The sequence below is a fragment of the Clostridium magnum DSM 2767 genome, assembly GCF_001623875.1.
Taxonomy (GTDB): domain Bacteria; phylum Bacillota; class Clostridia; order Clostridiales; family Clostridiaceae; genus Clostridium_AM; species Clostridium_AM magnum.
In genome coordinates, this window is sequence record NZ_LWAE01000007.1 from 105455 (window position 1) to 129185 (window position 23731).

Annotated in this window: 10 protein-coding genes, 5 tRNA genes, 5 rRNA genes and 1 pseudogene; 18 read left to right on the forward strand and 3 right to left on the reverse strand. The window is 37.9% G+C overall.

The features are described 5' to 3' along the window. The first annotated feature begins 56 nt into the window (after positions 1-56). The 13 genes from CLMAG_RS22815 to CLMAG_RS22875 all read left to right on the forward strand — a co-directional run bounded on the left by CLMAG_RS22815 (position 57) and on the right by CLMAG_RS22875 (position 11827). Positions 57-132: transfer RNA gene (locus CLMAG_RS22815), tRNA-Ala, on the forward strand. A gap of 3 nt (positions 133-135) precedes the next feature. After that, positions 136-212 (forward strand) — tRNA-Ile (locus CLMAG_RS22820). A 260-nt stretch (positions 213-472) separates the two neighbouring features. Beyond that, positions 473-3374, forward strand: a 23S ribosomal RNA gene (locus CLMAG_RS22825). Between the two features lie 40 nt (positions 3375-3414). Next, positions 3415-3531 (forward strand): 5S ribosomal RNA (gene rrf, locus CLMAG_RS22830). 6 nt (positions 3532-3537) lie between these two features. Next, positions 3538-3613, forward strand: a tRNA-Phe gene (locus CLMAG_RS22835). A gap of 480 nt (positions 3614-4093) precedes the next feature. Next, complete coding sequence (gene folE, locus CLMAG_RS22840; RefSeq protein ID WP_175562244.1) at positions 4094-4648, forward strand: GTP cyclohydrolase I FolE; 555 nt, start codon at positions 4094-4096, stop codon at positions 4646-4648. A gap of 18 nt (positions 4649-4666) precedes the next feature. Further along, positions 4667-5146, forward strand: a complete 480-nt coding sequence (locus CLMAG_RS22845) for an HD domain-containing protein (RefSeq protein WP_066628049.1) — start codon at positions 4667-4669, stop codon at positions 5144-5146. Positions 5147-5181: 35 nt separating this feature from the next. After that, positions 5182-6009 (forward strand): 2-amino-4-hydroxy-6-hydroxymethyldihydropteridine diphosphokinase, encoded by an 828-nt coding sequence (gene folK, locus CLMAG_RS22850; protein ID WP_066628052.1) that lies wholly within the window; start codon positions 5182-5184, stop codon positions 6007-6009. A 713-nt stretch (positions 6010-6722) separates the two neighbouring features. Then, positions 6723-8234: ribosomal RNA gene (locus tag CLMAG_RS22855) — 16S ribosomal RNA — on the forward strand. 115 nt (positions 8235-8349) lie between these two features. After that, a tRNA-Ala gene (locus tag CLMAG_RS22860) sits at positions 8350-8425 on the forward strand. Positions 8426-8687: 262 nt separating this feature from the next. Then, positions 8688-11589: ribosomal RNA gene (locus CLMAG_RS22865) — 23S ribosomal RNA — on the forward strand. 40 nt (positions 11590-11629) lie between these two features. Beyond that, positions 11630-11746: ribosomal RNA gene (gene rrf / locus CLMAG_RS22870) — 5S ribosomal RNA — on the forward strand. The 16S, 23S and 5S rRNA genes sit together here with 2 tRNA genes alongside, the layout of an rRNA operon. A 6-nt stretch (positions 11747-11752) precedes the next feature. Then, positions 11753-11827 (forward strand) — tRNA-Asn (locus CLMAG_RS22875). A gap of 409 nt (positions 11828-12236) precedes the next feature. Here the strand turns inward: CLMAG_RS22875 and CLMAG_RS22880 are convergent. Then, positions 12237-13103: a ComEC/Rec2 family competence protein gene (locus CLMAG_RS22880; RefSeq protein WP_066628055.1), complete on the reverse strand. Its 867-nt coding sequence runs from the start codon at positions 13101-13103 to the stop codon at positions 12237-12239. Between the two features lie 105 nt (positions 13104-13208). Between CLMAG_RS22880 and CLMAG_RS22885 the strand changes: the two genes are divergently transcribed. The 5 genes from CLMAG_RS22885 to CLMAG_RS22905 all read left to right on the forward strand — a co-directional run bounded on the left by CLMAG_RS22885 (position 13209) and on the right by CLMAG_RS22905 (position 22143). Continuing rightward, the gene (locus CLMAG_RS22885) at positions 13209-13928 is read left to right on the forward strand and encodes a lysophospholipid acyltransferase family protein (protein ID WP_139264266.1); all 720 of its coding nucleotides are present in this window, start codon (positions 13209-13211) and stop codon (positions 13926-13928) included. A 1023-nt stretch (positions 13929-14951) separates the two neighbouring features. Beyond that, positions 14952-16325: a beta/alpha barrel domain-containing protein gene (locus tag CLMAG_RS22890; RefSeq protein ID WP_066628060.1), complete on the forward strand. Its 1374-nt coding sequence runs from the start codon at positions 14952-14954 to the stop codon at positions 16323-16325. A 130-nt stretch (positions 16326-16455) separates the two neighbouring features. Further along, positions 16456-18375: an aconitate hydratase gene (locus tag CLMAG_RS22895; protein WP_066628063.1), complete on the forward strand. Its 1920-nt coding sequence runs from the start codon at positions 16456-16458 to the stop codon at positions 18373-18375. Between the two features lie 68 nt (positions 18376-18443). Beyond that, positions 18444-19451 carry an isocitrate dehydrogenase (NAD(+)) gene (locus CLMAG_RS22900; protein WP_066628065.1) on the forward strand — a complete coding sequence of 336 codons (1008 nt, stop codon included), beginning with the start codon at positions 18444-18446 and terminating at the stop codon, positions 19449-19451. Positions 19452-19629: 178 nt separating this feature from the next. Further along, on the forward strand, positions 19630-22143 hold the full coding sequence (locus CLMAG_RS22905) for an HD domain-containing phosphohydrolase (RefSeq protein WP_082832053.1): 2514 nt from the start codon (positions 19630-19632) through the stop codon (positions 22141-22143). 283 nt (positions 22144-22426) lie between these two features. Here the strand turns inward: CLMAG_RS22905 and CLMAG_RS22910 are convergent, their stop codons facing one another. Next, entirely contained in the window at positions 22427-23359 is a 933-nt protein-coding gene (locus tag CLMAG_RS22910) for a homoserine dehydrogenase (RefSeq protein ID WP_423231094.1), read from the reverse strand. After that, positions 23354-23667, reverse strand: a pseudogene (locus tag CLMAG_RS33960) (homoserine dehydrogenase); the annotation flags it as partial. The pseudogene CLMAG_RS33960 and the gene CLMAG_RS22910, both read right to left, overlap by 6 nt. Positions 23668-23731 lie beyond the last annotated feature (64 nt).

Below are 23731 nucleotides of genomic sequence, written 5' to 3' on the forward strand. Positions count from 1 at the left end.
GTTTGTTTACACTCTGTTTAATTTTGAGAGACTACATGTTTCTCATTAAGTAGTATGGGGGTATAGCTCAGTTGGGAGAGCACCTGCCTTGCACGCAGGGGGTCAAGGGTTCGAATCCCTTTATCTCCACCATACGGGCTTATAGCTCAGCTGGTTAGAGCGCACGCCTGATAAGCGTGAGGTCGATGGTTCGAGTCCATTTAAGCCCACCAATTGTTCTTTGAAAATTGCACAGTGAAAAATCGTTAAACAACACAATTGTTTAACAAAAGTAAAGCTAAAGGTAAATTACTTATACGAAAGTATATTTAACACCTTTGTAGATTTTATTGAACTAAAACTAGAAAATTGATAGAAGCAAGTAGTTCAAGTAAAGGCTTGAGTGAGGAGCAGAGTTTACTTATGGTAAATGAGCACCGCAGCGAGAGACTTGACGAAGAAATACGCCGCTTATAGCAATTTTCGGTTAAATGGTCAAGCTACAAAGGGCGCATGGTGAATGCCTTGGCACCAGAAGCCGAAGAAGGACGTGATAAGCTGCGATAAGCTTTGGGTAGGCGCAAATAGCCAGTGATCCAGAGATTTCCGAATGGGGCAACCCACATTACTAACGTAATGTACTGTAAACTGAATCCATAGGTTTATAGAGGTATACCCGGGGAACTGAAACATCTAAGTACCCGGAGGAAGAGAAAGAAAAATCGATTTTCTAAGTAGCGGCGAGCGAAAGGGAAAGAGCCCAAACCAGGAACTTGTTCCTGGGGTTGCGGACAGATCATAACAGAAAGTAGGAATTAATTGAAGAGAGCTGGAAGGCTCCGCCATAGAAGGTAAAAGCCCTGTAAGTGAAAATGAAAACTTCTAGATCTGCTCCAGAGTACCACGAGACACGTGAAACCTTGTGGGAAGCAGGGAGGACCACCTCCCAAGGCTAAATACTAACTGGTGACCGATAGTGAAGCAGTACCGTGAGGGAAAGGTGAAAAGAACCCCGGAAGGGGAGTGAAATAGAACCTGAAACCGTGTGTCCACAATCAGTCGAAGCACTTTTATGTGCGACGGCGTGCTTTTTGTAGAACGAGCCAGCGAGTTACGATGTGTAGCAAGGTTAAATACTTAAGGTATGGAGCCGAAGGGAAACCGAGTCTGAATAGGGCGAGAAGTTGCATGTCGTAGACCCGAAACCGGGTGACCTATCCATGGACAGGTTGAAGCGGAAGTAAAATTCCGTGGAGGACCGAACCACGTTGGTGTTGAAAAACCATGGGATGAGCTGTGGATAGCGGAGAAATTCCAATCGAACTCGGAGATAGCTGGTTCTCCTCGAAATAGCTTTAGGGCTAGCGTTTTGAATGAGTAATGGAGGTAGAGCACTGAATGGGCTAGGGGCTGACAACAGTTACTGAACCCTATCAAACTCCGAATGCCATATACTTGAATCAAAGCAGTCAGACTACGAATGATAAGATCCGTGGTCAAAAGGGAAACAGCCCAGACCATCAGCTAAGGTCCCAAAGTGTAAGTTAAGTGGAAAAGGATGTGGGATTTCTAAGACAACTAGGATGTTGGCTTAGAAGCAGCCACTCATTTAAAGAGTGCGTAATAGCTCACTAGTCAAGAGATCCTGCGCCGAAGATGTCCGGGGCTAAAACTTACCACCGAAGCTATGGATTGATACGTAAGTATCAGTGGTAGAGGAGCTTCCTGTATGGGTTGAAGTCGTACCGAAAGGAGCGGTGGACTGTACAGGAGTGAGTATGCTGGCATAAGTAGCGAGAAATAAGTGAGAATCTTATTGGTCGAAAACCTAAGGTTTCCTGAGGAAGGCTCGTCCGCTCAGGGTTAGTCGGGGCCTAAGCCGAGGCCGAAAGGCGTAGGTGATGGACAATCGGTTGATATTCCGATACCGCCAACTGACGTTATTACAAATGGGATGACGCAGGAGGATAAGATGTGCGCACTATTGGATGTGCGTCTAAGCGTTTAGGTATACAGGATAGGCAAATCCGCCTGTATTAGCTGAGACGTGATGGGGAGCCCTTATGGGCGAAGTATCTGATTCCACGCTGCCAAGAAAAGTCTCTATGGAGGATGTTGGCGCCCGTACCGCAAACCGACACAGGTAGGTGAGGAGAGAATCCTAAGACCAGCGGAAGAATTGTTGTCAAGGAACTCGGCAAATTGACCCCGTAACTTCGGGAGAAGGGGTGCCTACGCAAGTAGGTCGCAGAGAATAGGCCCAAGCAACTGTTTAGCAAAAACACAGGTCTCTGCTAAAGCGAAAGCTGAAGTATAGGGGCTGACGCCTGCCCGGTGCTGGAAGGTTAAGGGGAATACTTAGCGCAAGCGAAGGTATGAACTTAAGCCCCAGTAAACGGCGGCCGTAACTATAACGGTCCTAAGGTAGCGAAATTCCTTGTCGGGTAAGTTCCGACCCGCACGAATGGCGTAATGATTTGGGCACTGTCTCGACAACAAATCCGGCGAAATTGTATTGCGAGTGAAGATGCTCGCTACCCGCGATTGGACGGAAAGACCCCGTAGAGCTTTACTGTAGCTTAGCATTGAATTTCGGTATTGTCTGTACAGGATAGGTGGGAGACTGAGAAACAAGGGCGTCAGCCTTTGTGGAGTCAACCTTGGGATACCACCCTGACAGTACTGGGATTCTAACCGGCGGCCATGAAACTGGTCACGGGACATTGTTAGGTGGGCAGTTTGACTGGGGCGGTCGCCTCCAAAAAAGTAACGGAGGCGCCCAAAGGTTCCCTCAGAACGGTTGGAAATCGTTCGAAGAGTGCAAAGGCAGAAGGGAGCCTGACTGCGACACAAACAAGTGGAGCAGGGACGAAAGTCGGGCTTAGTGATCCGGTGGTTCCTCGTGGGAGGGCCATCGCTCAACGGATAAAAGCTACCTCGGGGATAACAGGCTGATCTCCCCCAAGAGTCCACATCGACGGGGAGGTTTGGCACCTCGATGTCGGCTCGTCGCATCCTGGGGCTGAAGTAGGTCCCAAGGGTTGGGCTGTTCGCCCATTAAAGCGGCACGCGAGCTGGGTTCAGAACGTCGTGAGACAGTTCGGTCCCTATCCGTCGCGGGCGTAGGAAATTTGAGAGGAGCTGTCCTTAGTACGAGAGGACCGGGATGGACTGACCTCTGGTGCACCAGTTGTTCCGCCAGGAGCACAGCTGGGTAGCTATGTCAGGACGGGATAAACGCTGAAAGCATCTAAGCGTGAAGCCCACCTCAAGATAAGATTTCCCATAGCATAAGCTAGTAAGACCCCTTGAAGAACACAAGGTTGATAGGTTAGAGGTGTAAGCATGGTAACATGTTCAGCTGACTAATACTAATAGGTCGAGGGCTTGACCTAATTTTCACTGTGCAATTTTGAAAGAACAATATTCTTTCAATCTGGTGATTATGACGTAAAGGTAACACCCGTTCCCATTCCGAACACGAAGGTTAAGCTTTACAGTGCTGATGGTACTGCACGGGAGACTGTGTGGAAGAGTAAGTCGTCGCCAGGTCTATATGGCTAGATAGCTCAGTCGGTAGAGCAGAGGACTGAAAATCCTCGTGTCCCTGGTTCGATTCCTGGTCTGGCCACCAAAAGCACTCCATTTAAATATGGAGTGTTTTTTTATTTGCAAAAAATTAAGAAAAAAATAGAATAAAGTTGAATGGAGTCAGGTTTAAAAGTTCACCTAATTATTTGTTAGATGACAGCATTAGAGGGGTTTGGGATTATACAAATTGTGATTTGACGTTGAATGTTAGAAAAGTGTCGAAATTGAAACGATAATAACTCGATATAAATTCGCACAATTCTTAATTTTTAAATTATATCTACAAAAAATCAATATATTTACCAAAAAATAGAACCAAATGTTGTTAATATTGTTTTATTCTAGTACTACACTTCTTGTAAACTTGTCAGTTAGATGTTATAATTTATAATAATATTGTGAAATATTTGTTTAGTTTACAATATTGGATATTTATTTAATGCTTTATAAAAAAACTTTCAATATGAGAGGGGGATTATTGAACAAACTCTTACATAGGGACAGTGTTCAATAAAAAATTATGATAGACGAAAATAAAATCAAAACAGCAGTTAGAATGATTATAGAAGCAGTGGGTGAAGATCCGGAAAGAGAAGGATTACTAGAAACACCTGATAGAATCGCAAGAATGTACAAGGAAATATTCTCAGGATTATATACAAACCCAGAAATACACTTAAAGAAAACATTTACTGTAGACAGTGATGATATAATCTTAGAAAAAGATATAAAGTTTTATTCTATGTGTGAGCACCATTTTGTTCCGTTTTACGGAAAGGCTCACGTGGCATATATATCTAATGGAAAAGTTGCAGGCTTAAGTAAGTTAGCAAGAACAGTAGAAGTTTTTGCTAAAAGACCGCAACTGCAAGAAAGAATGACATCCCAAATTGCAGATGCACTTATGGAGTACCTAGATGCTCAGGGGGTAATGGTGGTAATAGAAGCAGAACATATGTGTATGACTATGAGAGGGGTAAAAAAACCAGGTAGTAAAACTATAACTGTAGTTACTAAAGGAAAATTTAAGGAAGACTTATCACTAAAAGAAGAAGTTTATAAAATGATTAAGATGTAATAGGGGGATGTAGAATACTTGAATAAAGTAAATAGCATTCTAAATAATGAAAAGTTTAAAGAGTATTTAAATAAAAATAATCAAGCTGAAAAAGAAAGAAAATTTTGTAGACATAATTTGCAACATTTTATGGATGTTGCAAGAATATCGTATATAATGATTTTAGAAAATAAGTTAGAAATAGAGAAAGAAATAGTTTATGCAACAGCATTACTTCATGATATAGGAAGGTGGATGCAGTATAGTAAGGGAGTATCACATGAAATAGCTAGTTATGAATTAGCACAGGATATATTAGTAGAATGTGGCTTTAGTGAAAAAGAAAGAGATATAATTTCAAGTGCTATTTTAAATCATAGAAAAAAAGCTAACGACGAAGGAACTTTTGAACACATATTTTACATAAGTGATAAACTCTCACGAAATTGTTTTAATTGCCACGCTGCAGATGAATGTAATTGGTCAGAGCAAAAGAAGAATTATAAAATTAAATATTAATTTACAGTAATATACCAAGGAGAGATAAATGGCAAATGGATAAGATTTATATAAAAGATTTAGAGATTTACGGATTTCATGGAGTAAACCAGCAAGAAAAAGATATGGGACAGCGTTTCCTAGTATCATTAGAACTTTTTCTTTCATTACAGGATGCTGGAGAAAGTGATGATTTAGATAAAACTGTTAGTTATGCTCAAGTTTGTATTGATATAGAGGAAGAATTTAAGAAAGAAAAATATGACTTAATTGAAAAAGCAGCAGAAAAGTTAGCTGAATTTGTACTAATAAACTATGAGTTAGTGGATAGGGTAAAGATTAAGATAAAAAAACCTTGGGCTCCAATAGGTAAACCCTTAGATCATGTATCCGTAGAAATTGATAGAAAATGGCACACGGCATATATTGCTATTGGTTCAAATATGGGGGATAAGGAAAAAAACCTAAATTCAGCAATAGAATTAATAAATAATCCAGATTTTAATAGAGTTATAAAGGTATCTAACTTTTATGAAACGAAGCCAGTTGGATACCTTGAACAGGAAGAGTTCTTAAATGGTGCATTAGAAATAAAAACACTATTATCTCCTAAAAGACTAATGAGATTTTTACTAGAGAAAGAAGAAGAGTTAAAGCGTGAAAGAATAATTAAATGGGGACCAAGGACTATAGATTTAGATATATTACTTTATGACAATTTAATAACTTCTGAGGAGGAAATTATAATTCCTCATCCGAGAATGCATGAAAGATTATTTGTTCTTATACCTTTATTAGACATCGCACCATATGTTATACATCCAATATTAAATAAAAGAGTTATAGAATTGGCAAATATGAATTCTGAGGACGGAGAACTATAGTAAAAGAATTTATCCGATGACTACCCGCCCCAATACTCCTATCTTTATACGAAATTCCTCTTTCTAATCTCAGAGGAATACTCATAGATTAAGCGACTACTAACTAATCATAGATTTGTTGGTAGTCGCTTTACCTATTTTTACGATGGCTACCCGATCTAATACTCCCTCTTCTTAAAGAGGGAGTAAAGAGCGGCTACGCCCCTGGATTCGTTCAACTAAGAATCAGGTGGAGTTTGAAACCCCATCTGATTCAAGTTTCCGCTTCATCCGATAACTAGCCACTCTAATACTTCCTACCCACGGTGTAAAAGAGATTCGCTTATATGACTTTCACTTCATTTAAAGACATTTCAAGGTAAACTTATCCTAGAGTGTCTTAAATAAAAAAATGTAGAAATAAGTAGAAATAATTAGTTATAGTAAGATATTTTGACAAAATCGATAATTGGAATATACACTGATTTTAAGAAGATGATATTATATTACATGTCGGTGAGACAAACAACAAATTAATTCAATAGACATCAAAAAATGTTGACAGGAATTAATGAGTGTGCTAATATGTAAAAGTCGCTAAATGAGCGATATGATCTTTGAAAATTAAACAGAGGTTGAAAGTTGAAATAACTTTTATTAAGTAAACTAAACCAGCAATTCTTTAACTACTATAATATAGTAGTGAGTAAAACAGTAATGAGCATTCAAACTTTTAAATTGAGAGTTTGATCCTGGCTCAGGACGAACGCTGGCGGCGTGCCTAACACATGCAAGTCGAGCGATGAAGCCCTTCGGGGTGGATTAGCGGCGGACGGGTGAGTAACACGTGGGTAACCTGCCTCAAAGAGGGGGATAGCCTCCCGAAAGGGAGATTAATACCGCATAACATTAGTTTTTCGCATGAAGAACTAATTAAAGGAGTAATCCGCTTTGAGATGGACCCGCGGCGCATTAGCTAGTTGGTGAGGTAAAGGCTCACCAAGGCGACGATGCGTAGCCGACCTGAGAGGGTGATCGGCCACATTGGAACTGAGACACGGTCCAGACTCCTACGGGAGGCAGCAGTGGGGAATATTGCACAATGGGCGAAAGCCTGATGCAGCAACGCCGCGTGAGTGATGAAGGCCTTCGGGTTGTAAAGCTCTGTCTTTTGGGACGATAATGACGGTACCAAAGGAGGAAGCCACGGCTAACTACGTGCCAGCAGCCGCGGTAATACGTAGGTGGCGAGCGTTGTCCGGATTTACTGGGCGTAAAGGATGCGTAGGCGGATATTTAAGTGAGATGTGAAATACCCGAGCTTAACTTGGGTGCTGCATTTCAAACTGGATATCTAGAGTGCGGGAGAGGAGAATGGAATTCCTAGTGTAGCGGTGAAATGCGTAGAGATTAGGAAGAACACCAGTGGCGAAGGCGATTCTCTGGACCGTAACTGACGCTGAGGCATGAAAGCGTGGGTAGCAAACAGGATTAGATACCCTGGTAGTCCACGCCGTAAACGATGAGTACTAGGTGTAGGAGGTATCGACCCCTTCTGTGCCGCAGTTAACACAATAAGTACTCCGCCTGGGAAGTACGATCGCAAGATTAAAACTCAAAGGAATTGACGGGGGCCCGCACAAGCAGCGGAGCATGTGGTTTAATTCGAAGCAACGCGAAGAACCTTACCTGGACTTGACATCCCCTGAATAGTGCAGAGATGCATGAAGCCCTTCGGGGCAGGGAGACAGGTGGTGCATGGTTGTCGTCAGCTCGTGTCGTGAGATGTTAGGTTAAGTCCTGCAACGAGCGCAACCCCTATCATTAGTTGCTACCATTAAGTTGAGCACTCTAGTGAGACTGCCCGGGTTAACCGGGAGGAAGGTGGGGATGACGTCAAATCATCATGCCCCTTATGTCCAGGGCTACACACGTGCTACAATGGTAGGTACAGAGAGATGCAAGACCGCGAGGTGGAGCAAAACTCAAAAACCTATCCCAGTTCGGATTGTAGGCTGCAACTCGCCTACATGAAGCCGGAGTTGCTAGTAATCGCGAATCAGAATGTCGCGGTGAATACGTTCCCGGGCCTTGTACACACCGCCCGTCACACCATGAGAGCTGGCAACACCCGAAGTCCGTGAGGTAACCTGTAAAGGGGCCAGCGGCCGAAGGTGGGGTTAGTGATTGGGGTGAAGTCGTAACAAGGTAGCCGTAGGAGAACCTGCGGCTGGATCACCTCCTTTCTAAGGAGTCGACAAAGTAGGTAATTCTACTTTGAACGGTTTGTTTACACTCTGTTTAATTTTGAGAGATCATCATATCAACATTTTGTTGGTATGTTAATGAACTTTCAAAAATGGGGGTATAGCTCAGCTGGGAGAGCACCTGCCTTGCACGCAGGGGGTCAAGGGTTCGAATCCCTTTATCTCCACCATTTGTTCTTTGAAAATTGCACAGTGAAGAATCGTTAAACAATCGCAATTGTTTAACAAATAAAAGTAAAGCTAAAGGTAAATTACTTATACGAAAGTATATTTAACACCTTTGTAACTTTAAAGATTGAAACTAGAAAATTGATAGAAGCAAGCAGTTCAAGGAAAGGCTTGAGCGAAGAGCAGAGTTTACTGACTGGTAAATGAGCACCGCAGCGAGAGACTTGACGCAGAAATGCGCAGCTTATAGCAATTTTCGGTATAGGTCAAGCTACAAAGGGCGCATGGTGAATGCCTTGGCACCAGAAGCCGAAGAAGGACGCGATAAGCTGCGATAAGCTTTGGGTAGGCGCAAATAGCCAGTGATCCAGAGATTTCCGAATGGGGCAACCCACATTACTAACGTAATGTACTATAAACTGAATTCATAGGTTTATAGAGGTATACCCGGGGAACTGAAACATCTAAGTACCCGGAGGAAGAGAAAGAAAAATCGATTTTCTGAGTAGCGGCGAGCGAAAGGGAAAGAGCCCAAACCAGGAACTTGTTCCTGGGGTTGAGGATAGACCGCAAGTGAGAGCTGGAATTAATTGAAGAGAGCTGGAAGGCTCCGCCATAGAAGGTAATAGCCCTGTAAATGAAAATGGAAGCTCCTAGGTCTAATCCAGAGTACCACGAGACACGTGAAACCTTGTGGGAAGCAGGGAGGACCACCTCCCAAGGCTAAATACTAACTGGTGACCGATAGTGAAGCAGTACCGTGAGGGAAAGGTGAAAAGAACCCCGGAAGGGGAGTGAAATAGAACCTGAAACCGTGTGTCCACAATCAGTCGAAGCACTTTTATGTGCGACGGCGTGCTTTTTGTAGAACGAGCCAGCGAGTTACGATGTGTAGCAAGGTTAAATACTTAAGGTATGGAGCCGAAGGGAAACCGAGTCTGAATAGGGCGAGAAGTTGCATGTCGTAGACCCGAAACCGGGTGACCTATCCATGGACAGGTTGAAGCGGAAGTAAAATTCCGTGGAGGACCGAACCACGTTGGTGTTGAAAAACCATGGGATGAGCTGTGGATAGCGGAGAAATTCCAATCGAACTCGGAGATAGCTGGTTCTCCTCGAAATAGCTTTAGGGCTAGCGTTTTGAATGAGTAATGGAGGTAGAGCACTGAATGGGCTAGGGGCTGACAACAGTTACTGAACCCTATCAAACTCCGAATGCCATATACTTGAATCAAAGCAGTCAGACTACGAATGATAAGATCCGTGGTCAAAAGGGAAACAGCCCAGACCATCAGCTAAGGTCCCAAAGTGTAAGTTAAGTGGAAAAGGATGTGGGATTTCTAAGACAACTAGGATGTTGGCTTAGAAGCAGCCACTCATTTAAAGAGTGCGTAATAGCTCACTAGTCGAGAGATCCTGCGCCGAAGATGTCCGGGGCTAAAACTTACCACCGAAGCTATGGATTGATACGTAAGTATCAGTGGTAGAGGAGCTTCCTGTATGGGTTGAAGTCGTACCGAAAGGAGCGGTGGACTGTACAGGAGTGAGTATGCTGGCATAAGTAGCGAGAAATAAGTGAGAATCTTATTGGTCGAAAACCTAAGGTTTCCTGAGGAAGGCTCGTCCGCTCAGGGTTAGTCGGGGCCTAAGCCGAGGCCGAAAGGCGTAGGTGATGGACAATCGGTTGATATTCCGATACCGCCAACTGACGTTATTACAAATGGGATGACGCAGGAGGATAAGATGTGCGCACTATTGGATGTGCGTCTAAGCGTTTAGGTATACAGGATAGGCAAATCCGCCTGTATTAGCTGAGACGTGATGGGGAGCCCTTATGGGCGAAGTATCTGATTCCACGCTGCCAAGAAAAGTCTCTATGGAGGATGTTGGCGCCCGTACCGCAAACCGACACAGGTAGGTGAGGAGAGAATCCTAAGACCAGCGGAAGAATTGTTGTCAAGGAACTCGGCAAATTGACCCCGTAACTTCGGGAGAAGGGGTGCCTACGCAAGTAGGTCGCAGAGAATAGGCCCAAGCAACTGTTTAGCAAAAACACAGGTCTCTGCTAAAGCGAAAGCTGAAGTATAGGGGCTGACGCCTGCCCGGTGCTGGAAGGTTAAGGGGAATACTTAGCGCAAGCGAAGGTATGAACTTAAGCCCCAGTAAACGGCGGCCGTAACTATAACGGTCCTAAGGTAGCGAAATTCCTTGTCGGGTAAGTTCCGACCCGCACGAATGGCGTAATGATTTGGGCACTGTCTCGACAACAAATCCGGCGAAATTGTATTGCGAGTGAAGATGCTCGCTACCCGCGATTGGACGGAAAGACCCCGTAGAGCTTTACTGTAGCTTAGCATTGAATTTCGGTATTGTCTGTACAGGATAGGTGGGAGACTGAGAAACAAGGGCGTCAGCCTTTGTGGAGTCAACCTTGGGATACCACCCTGACAGTACTGGGATTCTAACCGGCGGCCATGAAACTGGTCACGGGACATTGTTAGGTGGGCAGTTTGACTGGGGCGGTCGCCTCCAAAAAAGTAACGGAGGCGCCCAAAGGTTCCCTCAGAACGGTTGGAAATCGTTCGAAGAGTGCAAAGGCAGAAGGGAGCCTGACTGCGACACAAACAAGTGGAGCAGGGACGAAAGTCGGGCTTAGTGATCCGGTGGTTCCTCGTGGGAGGGCCATCGCTCAACGGATAAAAGCTACCTCGGGGATAACAGGCTGATCTCCCCCAAGAGTCCACATCGACGGGGAGGTTTGGCACCTCGATGTCGGCTCGTCGCATCCTGGGGCTGAAGTAGGTCCCAAGGGTTGGGCTGTTCGCCCATTAAAGCGGCACGCGAGCTGGGTTCAGAACGTCGTGAGACAGTTCGGTCCCTATCCGTCGCGGGCGTAGGAAATTTGAGAGGAGCTGTCCTTAGTACGAGAGGACCGGGATGGACTGACCTCTGGTGCACCAGTTGTTCCGCCAGGAGCACAGCTGGGTAGCTATGTCAGGACGGGATAAACGCTGAAAGCATCTAAGCGTGAAGCCCACCTCAAGATAAGATTTCCCATAGCATAAGCTAGTAAGACCCCTTGAAGAACACAAGGTTGATAGGTTAGAGGTGTAAGCATGGTAACATGTTCAGCTGACTAATACTAATAGGTCGAGGGCTTGACCTAATTTTCACTGTGCAATTTTGAAAGAACAATATTCTTTCAATCTGGTGATTATGACGTAAAGGTAACACCCGTTCCCATTCCGAACACGAAGGTTAAGCTTTACAGTGCTGATGGTACTGCACGGGAGACTGTGTGGAAGAGTAAGTCGTCGCCAGGTAAATGTTCCGTGGTAGCTCAATGGTGGAGCATTCGGCTGTTAACCGAAGGGTTGGAGGTTCGAATCCTCTCCACGGAGCCATTTTTTATTTTTTTGTACATAAGACTGCTTGGCAGTCTTTTTTGTTTAGTAGGAATATAGAAAAGGTAGAAAGTATTTTAACCTGACTAACTTGGCGGAAGTTTCCCACTTCTTCAAGTGGGAGTCCAACGCCAAGTAAGCGATGCATTCGCAGCTCTAAAATTTAGATGGGGTAAAAGAATCTCCATCTGAATTAAGATCTTGCTTCAATATACTCTCTACCTTTTGTTATCCGATGACTACCCGCTCTAATATTCCCTATGCACGGTGTGAAAGCGACTCACACAAAATCAGAGATTTTGGTTCGCTGCTTTTCCCAAAGAGGGAATATTAGGGCGGGTATGTCCCTGGATTCGTTCAACTAAGAATCAGGTGGGTTTTCAAATCCCACCTGATTCAAGTTTCCACTTCATTCTTTTGATATTTTCTTACCATCTGATATTAGAACGATAGATCCATCTATATCAGTTCTATAAACTTGTATGTTTCTTTTTTTCATTTCTGTTGAGGTTTCTTTATGAGGATGACCATAATCATTATTTTTGCCACAACTTATGATTGCAATTTTAGGAGAAACTTTATCTAAAAATGCTTTTGAAGAAGATGATGAACTTCCGTGATGACCTAATTTTAATACATCAGAAGATATATCATGGTTTTTATTTAAGATCTCTTTTTCGCTTAAACTTTCTGCGTCTCCCATAAATAAGAATTTAGAGTTACCATAGGTTATTTTTATAACAGCTGAGTAATTATTTAGATCTTCATAATTTGGAGCATTAGGTGCTATCATCTCGCATTTTACATTTTTGCCTAAATCTAAGCTTACACCTGCAGTAGCTGCGTTTATTTTAATGTTTTTAGACTTTAAAGCATTGACCATGCTTTCAAAGGTTTTAGTTGTAGTTGTTTTTTTAGGTGCATAAAATTCGCCTATATTATATTTATTTATTATAGTATCCATTGCACCAATATGATCTTCATGAGGATGAGTTGCAACTACAAAATCAAGTTTTTTTATATTTTGTTTATTTAAATAAGAAATTAATTTATCAGTACTACTATTTGGACCTGCATCTATAAGTAGGTTTTTCCCATTCACCTGTACTAATATACTATCACCTTGTCCAACATCAATATAGTTTACTTTCATCACATGTTGGTTATTTGCATCTTTACTACTGTCTATTGTTTTTGAACTAGAGCATCCAACGAAAGAAGATATGATAAGGAAAAATGCAGCAAATATTGCTAGGTACTTCTTATAAAACTTCAATATAAATCTCTCCCTTTTAAAAAGATAATAAAATGTGCTATAATATAATATTGTAGCACTAGTAAATATAATAGTAAATGTTATTATAAAGGAGAGAAATACATTATGAAATCTTTGCTGTTTTATTTAGATTTCTTTAAATATGTTATAGTAGCTAATTGTAAAAAAAGTAAATTTGAGAAACTGAAACAGACTGCTTCAAAGGAAGATATACAAAGGTATATGGATAAGGTTGTTACAGAATGGGCATCTCATGTATTAAATTATGTAGGTGCAAAGATTGATGTAGTAGGAAAAGAAAATATTCCTGAAGGTGCTTGCCTATATGTAGCAAATCATCAAGGGTTTTTCGATATACCAATAATTGTTGAGAGTGTAGGTAGTTCCCTTGGATTTATAGCTAAAAAGGAATTGTTAAAGTTTAAAGTTTTGACATACTGGATGAATCAAATGCACTGTATACTTATGGATAGAAGCAATATAAGAGAATCAATGAAAGCTATTAATGAAGGTGTAGAAAATCTTAAAAATGGCTATAGTATGGTTATTTTTCCTGAAGGAACAAGAAGTAAGGGACCAAGCATTGGAGAGTTTAAAAAAGGGAGTCTTAAACTGGCTTTAAAATCAGGAGTTCCAATAGTACCTGTTGCTATAGATGGGAGCTATAAACTTAGAGAAGGAAATGAAAAATCTAAAATAAAGCCTGGTGAAGTTAAGGTTACAATATGCAAGCCTATATACACGGAGAATCTTTCAAGGGAAGAACAGACCAAACTAACGGACATTGTAAGAGACGTTATTGCAAAGAATATTACTATTGAATAGAAAAAAGACGGCATAGAAGATGTCGTCTTTTTTCTATTATCCAATTTATCCGATGACTACCCGCTCTAATACCCCCATCTTCTTCAAAGTGTACGTTGCGAGCGGCTACGTCACTGGATTCGTTCAACTATGAATCAGGTGGGGGTTAAATGCCTAAATGGCATTTAACGGGCAAAGCCCCGGGTCGTAGACGAAACCCCATCTGATTCGAGTTTACACTTCATCAAAAGCAGCACTATAATCAGCTAAAAAAACATTGCACATTTATGCAATATTTATTAGTTTGATTTATAGGAAATTATCTTCATGTTCTTATATTATTTTAGTATTTTATTATGTATCACTTTAAAAATGGATTATATTTTTAAAAATAAATTTATAATTACTGGTAAATTTTTATTTATAGATTAAAATTTTTAGATTTTATTCGACATGGTTGAAAAGGTTTTCTCGAACTGTAACAGGTTTCAAATTTTAATGAATGAAACCTATTTTAATATCTAAAGTAAAAAAGAATCACAGATTTTAATTTTCTCCTAATTATAAAAATATTACACTAAAAAACTATTGGTAGTTAAATTATTTAATTTAGTTTAAGGTAATTCTCTATAATGACTTAAAAATATTTAGATAATGTTGAAGAGAATTTTATTCTGTTTATAATAAATTATAACTAATTTATGGTAAATTATGTAATAAAAATAAGGGTTCCAATTCGCAATATATAAGAGCCTATTTTTGATGAAAAAATCTCTAAATGAAAAATGACGAATAAAAATTGCAAAATAAACAAAAAAAGTATTTGCCAAGATAAAATAGAAATGTTAGAATATAAGCATAAATATACTAAAAGATTTGAATAAACCTTGTAAATACTAATATGTATGCAAAATGAATGCATAAATATAAAAAATAAAAGAAAATTACATATGAGATGAAAATGAAATAAATGAGTCTCTAACATGCAAAACCAATTTGTTTTTAATAAGGCCAATAAATCATATCTGATGGGAGGAAGGTAAAATGAGTATTATTAAAGAATCTTCACATAAATACAACTTGCAAAATGTTGAAAAAGCAAATTTGTATAAGGATATATTTCCTTATTCAGAAGTCCCTAAGGTGACTTTTAATCATGTACAGGTTCCAATGGATTTACCTGAAAATATATGGATTACTGATACTACTTTTAGAGATGGTCAGCAATCAATGCCACCGTATACAGCAGAACAAATAATTAAGATTTTTGATTACCTTCACCAGTTAGATAATAATTCAGGGGTAATTAAACAAACTGAGTTCTTCTTATACACTGAAAAAGATAGAAAAGCAGCTCAAGTTTGCATGGAAAGAGGATATCAGTTTCCAGAGGTCACATCGTGGATAAGGGCAAATAAAGAAGATTTTAAGTTAGTAAGAGAAATAGGTATTAAGGAAACGGGAATGCTTATGTCTTGTTCCGATTACCACATATTTAAAAAATTAAATAAAACAAGACAGCAAACTATGGATATGTACTTATCTGTAGTAGAAGAGGCTTTAAGTCATGGTATTCGTCCAAGATGTCATCTTGAGGATATAACAAGAGCTGATTTTTATGGATTTGTAGTACCACTTGTAAACAAATTAATGGAACTTTCAAAGGAAGCTAATGTACCTATAAAAGTAAGAGTTTGTGATACTTTAGGACTAGGAGTTCCGTATACTGGTGCAGCTTTACCAAGAAGTGTACAGGGTCTCATTCATGGTCTTAGAAATGCTTGTGGTGTACCTTCAGAATTAATAGAATGGCATGGACATAATGATTTTTACTCAGTAGTTAGTAATTCAACTACAGCATGGCTTTATGGAGCATCTTCTATAAACACTTCACTATTAGGTATAGGTGAGAGAACAGGAAACTGTCCATTAGAGGCTATGTTAATTGAATATGCTCAGTTAAAGGGCACTACTAAAAATATGAAAATGGAAGTTATAACAGAGCTTGCTGAGTATTTTCAAAGGGCAATGAATTATAATGTACCTGAGAGAACGCCTTTTGTAGGAAGTCAATTTAACGTAACAAGAGCGGGTATACATGCTGACGGAATACTAAAGGATGAAGAAATATATAATATTTTTGATACAGATAAAATATTAGGCAGACCAGTAGTTGTAGCTGTTAATGAATATTCAGGCCTTGCAGGTGTTGCAGCATGGATCAATATGTACTATAGACTTAAAGATAATGAAAAAGTAGATAAGCATGATCCGAGAGTTGCCATAATAAAGGAATGGGTTGACGAACAGTATGCAGATGGAGTAAGAACTACGATTATTGGAAATAATGAACTAGAATTACTTGTAGAAGAATTATTACCAGAGATTACTGAAAAAAGACAAGTGATAGCTAGTTAACAGGATTACAGAATAATAGAGGTAAGGGATCCATTCTTCCTCATTGAAATATTGAAATAAGTTATATGCAAAGTTCATTTATACAGTTAATAATAATTATATTAAGAAAGCAACGTATGGAGGATTAGAGATGGGATTAAACATTACACAAAAAATAATAAAGAACCACTTAGTAAAAGGAGAAATGGTAGCAGGACAAGAAATTGCTATTAAAATAGATCAAACTTTAACACAAGACTCTACAGGAACTATGGCATACCTTCAATTTGAAGCTTTAGGAATAGATAAAGTTAAAACAAAAAGATCTGTAGCATATATCGATCACAATGTACTACAGTCAGGTCCAGAAAATGCAGATGATCATTTATATATTCAAACTGTAGCTAAAAAGCACGGAATATATTTTTCTAAGCCTGGTAATGGGATATGTCATCAAGTAAACTTAGAGAGATTTGGTGTTCCAGGAGACACTCTTTTAGGATCGGATAGCCATACACCTACAGGTGGTGGAATAGGAATGCTTGCTATGGGAGCAGGCGGACTTGATGTTGCTGTAGCTATGGGCGGTGGAGAATATTATATTAGCATGCCTAAAGTAGTTAAGGTAAATTTAACAGGTAAGTTAAGAGACTGGGTTTCAGCTAAAGATGTTATATTAGAACTTTTAAAAAGACTTACTGTTAAAGGTGGAGTAGGAAAAGTATTTGAATACTGTGGAGATGGTATCAAAACTTTATCTGTACCACAAAGGGCTACTATAACAAATATGGGGGCTGAGCTTGGAGCAACAACATCATTATTCCCAAGTGATGACGTAACACTTGAATTTTTAAAAGCACAGGGAAGAGAGAAAGATTTTATAGAATTAAAGGCTGATGAAGATGCAGTTTATGATGAAGAAGTAACAATAGATTTATCAGAATTAGAACCACTAGTAGCATGTCCTCACAGTCCGGATAATATTGCTTCTGCAGCTTCATTAAAAGATATAAAGGTAGATCAAGTGTGTATAGGAAGTTGTACAAATTCCTCCTATGCAGATATGATGAGAGTAGCTAAAATATTAGAAGGAAAAACTGTAAATGAAAAAGTATCATTAATTATTGCGCCAGGATCAAAACAGGTTTTAAATATGCTCGCTAAAAATGGTGCGTTAGCTACAATGATTGATGCAGGAGCGAGAATCCTAGAGTCAGCTTGTGGTTTCTGTATAGGAATGGGACAGTCACCTGCCACAGATGCAGTATCTCTTAGAACTTCTAACAGAAACTTCGAAGGAAGATCTGGTACAACATCTGCTAATGTTTATCTAGTTAGTCCTGAAATTGCAGCGGCTTCTGCGTTAAAGGGTTATATAGCAGATCCAAGAGAATTAGGAGAAGCTTTTGATATAGAAATGCCAAAAGAATTCCTTATAAATGATAACTTAATAGTTCCTCCAGCAGTAGAGGGTAAGGATGTAGAAGTAGTTAGAGGCCCTAATATAAAGCCATTCCCTAAGGCAAAAGCTTTAGAAGCTACAGTAGAAGGCAAGGTATTAACTAAAGTAGGAGATAATATAACTACAGATCATATTATGCCTTCAAATGCTAAGCTTTTACCTTACAGATCAAACGTTCCTTATCTTTCAGAATATTGTTTAACACCATGTGATAAAGATTTCCCTAGCAAGGCTAAGGAATATAACGGTGGCTTTATAGTTGGAGGAAGTAATTATGGACAGGGATCAAGTAGAGAGCATGCAGCGTTAGCACCACTTTACTTAGGAGTAAAGGCAGTTTTAGCTAAGTCCTTTGCTAGAATCCATATGGCCAATTTAATAAATAATGGAATAATGCCTCTTATATTTAAAAATGTAGAGGACTATGACAAGATAGGTGAGTTAGACGAACTTTTAATAGAAAATGCAGCAGTACAAGTAGAGTCAGGAGTTATCGTAGTTAAAAATAAGAGCAAAAATGAGGAGTACGAAATGCTTCTAAACATTGCTGATAGACAAAAAGAAATGATAAAGTTAGGTGGATTACTTAACCTAATAAGTGCTAAATAAAAGAAAGAAATTCATTAGAATAGATACCTGGTAATTAAGAATTAAAATATTTGGAGGCGATGATTATTATGACACATAAAGTTACTCTTATTCCTGGGGATGGAATAGGTCCAGAAGTTGCAGAGGCAGCTAGAAAAGTTGTAGACGCTTCAGGCGTAAAAATAGAATGGGATGTAGTAGAAGCAGGAGCAGCAGTTATAGAGGAATACGGAACTCCTCTTCCTGAATATGTATTAGAAAGCATAAAGAAAAATAAGATTGCTTTAAAAGGGCCAGTAACTACGCCAGTAGGAAAGGGTTTTAAAAGTGTAAATGTTACACTTAGACAAACTTTAAATCTTTATGCAAATATAAGACCTACAAAAACCTTTGAAGGGGTAAAGTCTAGATATGATAATATAGATCTTGTTATTTTCAGAGAAAATACAGAGGATTTATATGCTGGAGTAGAGCATATGGTAAGTGAAGATATTGCAGAAAGCATAAAGATCATATCTAAAAAGGCAAGTGATAGAATAGTAAGAGCTGCCTTTGAATATGCTAGAGAACACAACAGAAAGAAAGTTACTGCAGTTCATAAAGCTAATATAATGAAACTGTCAGATGGACTTTTCTTAAAATGTGCAAGAAGCATAGCTGAAGAATATAAAGATATAGAATTTGAAGATGTAATAGTAGATGCTATGAGCATGAAGCTTGTGATAGAGCCAGAAAAATATGATGTACTTGTAATGCCTAATTTATATGGAGATATACTTTCTGATATGGCAGCTGGACTTGTAGGGGGACTTGGAATGCTTCCTGGTGCAAATATAGGAGAAGATGGTGCAGTATTTGAATCTGCTCATGGTTCAGCACCGGATATAGCAGGACAGAATAAAGCTAATCCATCAGCAATCATTTTATCAGCAGTAATGATGCTTCAGCATATAGGAGAGTCTGATGCAGCAGAAAAAATTGAAAAAGCATTAGCGAAGGTTATAAAGGAAGGTAAACACGTAACTGTTGACTTAGGTGGAACTGCTGGAACAAGTGAGTTTACTGAAGCTATAATTAATGAAATAAAGAACAGTTAACTGTAAAAGTAACTGAAAAATAAGTTAGCGTAAAGCTAGCTTATTTTATTTTTTATAATACTTTAGACACTTAAAAATATAAAATTTTGGATTACCTTGGTAAATTTGCATTAAATATAATAAATATCAAATGTTCTACATATTCCGTGATAATAAAAACTAATATATAATTATATATATGAAGGTAAAACTTGAATTAGATGGAGTGTTTAATTTGCAAATTAGAAAAAAGGTATCTACTATAACATTATTTCTATTAATGATAGCAATTATAGGGATTTGCAGCATAGCTAAAATACATGTTTTGGGAAATATAAAATCTCAAGAAAAAAGTGTTATTACTAATAATATGAATAAGAGTAAGTATCTCATTGATAATAGTTTAGATAATTTAAATATCATTTGTGGAGATTGGGCTCCATGGGATAACACCTTGGAATTTATCAATACAAATAATTCAAAGTATATTAAATCAAACTTAAATGATGATACTTTTGTTAGTTTAAAAATCAATACGTTAATTATTTTAGATATAAATAACAAAATAAGGTATGCAAATTTTTATGATCTGGAGAATAAAAACAGCATTGAAATGCCTCAAGAGTTATTAAATTATATTAATAGTAGTGAAGAAACAGTATTTAAAAATAAAAACGTATTTAGCAGTGTATCAGGTATAATATCCGTAAATGGGCGGGCTATGATGCTTTCAGCAAGACCAATAACGGATTCTGAATTTAGATCACCAGCTTCAGGAACCGTATTGATTGGAAAATACATAGATAGTAAGCTCATAAAGGAAATTGAAAACATATCAGATTCAAAGATGAAAATAGAAAAAGCGGATGCAGCTAGGGTTTTAGATGGTAAAATCATTGTAAATAATGGAGAGCTTGAATTTTTAAATGAAGATAGTGTAGTATTGAAACCTATAGGAAAGGATAAGATGGCAGCACATTCTATTGTTAAAGGAATAGATAATAAATTATCATTTATTTTAACCTTAGAAAGTGAAAGGACAATCTATAATAAGGGAGTTAAGTCTATAGGATTTTTAATACTGCTGCTTATATTTTCTTCAATTGTAATTGTAATACTATGCAACATATTACTTGAAATAATTGTTATACGTCCTATTGAAGAAATAAGTGGTGAAGTGAGTAAAATAGATTTAAATGATAGCAATATCTCTAGAATAACAGTTAAAGGTAATGACGAGCTATCTATCTTAGGAATTGAAATAAATAATATGTTGGATAATATTGAGGCATATAATAAAAAAGTTGTGGATAGTGAAAGACAACTTAAACTGGTACTAGAAGGTGCTGGTGCAGGTTTTTGGGATTGGAATTTTGAAGAGGACAGCATAGATGTTAATGAAAAGTTCTTATCTATCCTAGGATATTCAAGAGAAGATTTACCGTATAATAATGAGCTTTGGCAGAAGCTAATTCATAAAGAGGACTTCGAGCATTATAGTAACATTTTTTATAATAATATGTGGAACACCTTAGAAATAAGCATTATTGAACAAAGAATGTTATCTAAGTGTGGTGAATACAAGTGGATTCTAAATCAGTTTAAAGTTGTTGAACATAATAAGGATGGCAAACCTAAAAGAGTTGCTGGAATAGTAACGGATATAGGTGATAAAAAGAGATACGAAGAAGAATTACAATATCTAACCTATTATGATAAACTAACGGGAATTTTTAATAGAGGATACTATGAATATATCTTAGACAGGCTAGATAAAGAAGAAAATCTTCCGATCGCAGTTATAATGGGAGATCTGAATGGTTTAAAGATAACAAATGATACATTTGGTCATGGAGAAGGAGATAAGTTATTAAAAGGGGCAGCAGAGGTTTTAAAGAAAGTTTGTGGTTCAAGTGCAATAGTTTCACGTTATGGTGGAGATGAATTTATAGTAGTCCTTGAACACATGGGGGTTGCAGAAGTAGAAAAGATCTGCAAAGAAATAAAGAGGGAATGCGAAAAGAAAAAGGTGGGACCGATTTATCTTAATATCGCATTAGGCTATTCAATTAAAGCTAATAGAAATCAGAATATAAATGAAGTTATTAAAGAAGCGGAAGAAATGATGTATAGGAACAAATTATTAGAAGACAGAAGTGCGAGAAATAGTATAACTTCTTCTTTAAGACAAACTTTATTAGAAAAAAATAATGAAACTAAAGAGCATGTTGAACGAATGTATAATTTATGTGTAAAGATATCAGATATCTTAAACTTAAGTACTAGTGATACTAATGAGTTATACTTGTTAGCTAAGCTACACGACATAGGTAAGATTGGAATAGATGATAAAATACTAAATAAACCTGGCAAACTAACTGAAGAAGAGTGGAATATTATGAAAACACACTCGGAAATAGGATATAGAATAGCATCATCAACTCCAGATTTAATGCATATCGCTTATAAGATACTAACTCATCATGAGAGATATGATGGGACAGGATATCCAAAGGGTCTTAAAGGTGAGGAAATTCCCCTACTATCCAGGATTTTAGCAATAGTTGATGCATTTGATGTTATGACTAATGAAAGGCCCTATAAAAAAGCAATGACTGTTGAAGAAGCTATAGAAGAGTTGAAAAAATTCTCAGGGACTCAATTTGACCCTGATTTAGTTGAAATCTTTATACAAGCTATTAAAAATCATTAGTGAACCCTATATAGATAAACACGGACGAAAGTCGACTTATTCTGCGGGATATAATATCAATCTTCAGCACGTTAAATATTTTTAAGTAGGTCTAAAACTTAGAATTTGTGAAAAACTAAGAACCTTAGATAACTCGCTTTGCTCAGACAATCTAAGGTTCTAATTTTTTCACCAATTCTTCGTTAAGACTACTAAAAAATATTTAAATCTGTCTTCAGATTGATATTACATTCCTTCGAATAAGTCGACTTTCTGTTGTGGATATCTATATAGATCATTTAAATTAATTATTTAGTATAGCAAGTTTTTTTATTTCATCTATGTAATTAAGTGATGAAAGCTCTTCTAGCTTTAAATTTAAAAAATCTTCACTTGGAGTTTCTATTATAGCGGCTACTTCTTCTGAGGTAGACGAAGTATTAGCGAATATATAGCAATTTTTAAAATAGCCTGTAAGACTAGACATAACATTTATTCTATCTGCTGTTTTTATTCTAAGGAACCAACTAGAATTATGATTCCAGTTCTTTTCTAAAACAGCTTCTTTTTCGTTGAATTTTAGTGCTTTTTTGTTTTTATTTTGAATTATATCAGTTATATCACCAAAGACTGAACTGGCAGTAGGAAGCATTCCAGCACCTTTACCGGAGAAAACAACTTTTCCAACTGCATCTCCCTCTATTATAATAGCATTAATTTCGTTATCTATCTTAGCAAGCTCTGAACTAGCTTTCACCATTACAGGTCGAACTGAAGCATATATCTTATCATTTTCTTTTTTACTAATACCTAAAAGTTTGATAATATAGCCTTTTGTCTTAGCGTATTTAAAATCTTCTGTATCTATATTTGTAATGCCTTCAGCATTTATATTCTTCCAATTAACCTTTTCGTTAAAAGCAATAGTTGAGAGTATAGAGAGTTTTCTAGCAGCATCATATCCTAAGACGTCAGAGTCAGGATTAGCCTCTGCAAAGCCAAGGTTCTGAGCAAGTTTAAGAGCTTCTTCATAGCTCATATTTTCTTGATACATTTTTGTAAGTATGAAATTGGTGGTACCATTTAAAATTGCGTTAATACTGATAATTTCATTACCTAAAAGGCACTCCATTAAAGGCTTTAGGATAGGAATTCCACCTCCAACGCTAGCTTCGAAGTTTAAGGTAACCCCATTTTTATCAGCCAAGTCTAACAGTTCTTTTCCGTGTTCAGCGATTAAGTCTTTATTTGCTGTTACCACATGTTTTTTTAATTTCAAAGACTTTTTACATATTCATAGGCAGGATTAATGCCACCCATTACTTCTACTACTATATCTACTGATTCCTCAAATATGTGATTAATGTCATCAGTTAAAAGCTCATAATCTTTTTTATCTTTATGTTTTTCTAAATCTCTTACCAAAATATTTGATATTTTAAGATCTTCTCCAGTAAACTTTTTAAATCTTTCTTTATTTTTATTTATTAGCTCAGCTATTCCTGTACCTACTGTACCATAGCCAAGGACTGCTATTGATGCCATAAAAAGTACCCCCTAGTCTTTCGATAATTCTGTGGAAGTTCATTATTTTTTTGTACAATAATCA

Excerpts from the sequence above, each read along its gene's own strand:
- CLMAG_RS22885 (WP_139264266.1), top strand. The coding sequence starts at position 13,209 with ATGAAATCTTTGCTGTTTTATTTAGATTTCTTTAAATATGTTATAGTA.
- CLMAG_RS22900 (WP_066628065.1), top strand. The coding sequence starts at position 18,444 with ATGACACATAAAGTTACTCTTATTCCTGGGGATGGAATAGGTCCAGAA.
- CLMAG_RS22890 (WP_066628060.1), top strand. The coding sequence starts at position 14,952 with ATGAGTATTATTAAAGAATCTTCACATAAATACAACTTGCAAAATGTT.
- folK (WP_066628052.1), top strand. The coding sequence starts at position 5,182 with ATGGATAAGATTTATATAAAAGATTTAGAGATTTACGGATTTCATGGA.
- CLMAG_RS22905 (WP_082832053.1), top strand. The coding sequence starts at position 19,630 with ATGAAGGTAAAACTTGAATTAGATGGAGTGTTTAATTTGCAAATTAGA.
- CLMAG_RS22895 (WP_066628063.1), top strand. The coding sequence starts at position 16,456 with ATGGGATTAAACATTACACAAAAAATAATAAAGAACCACTTAGTAAAA.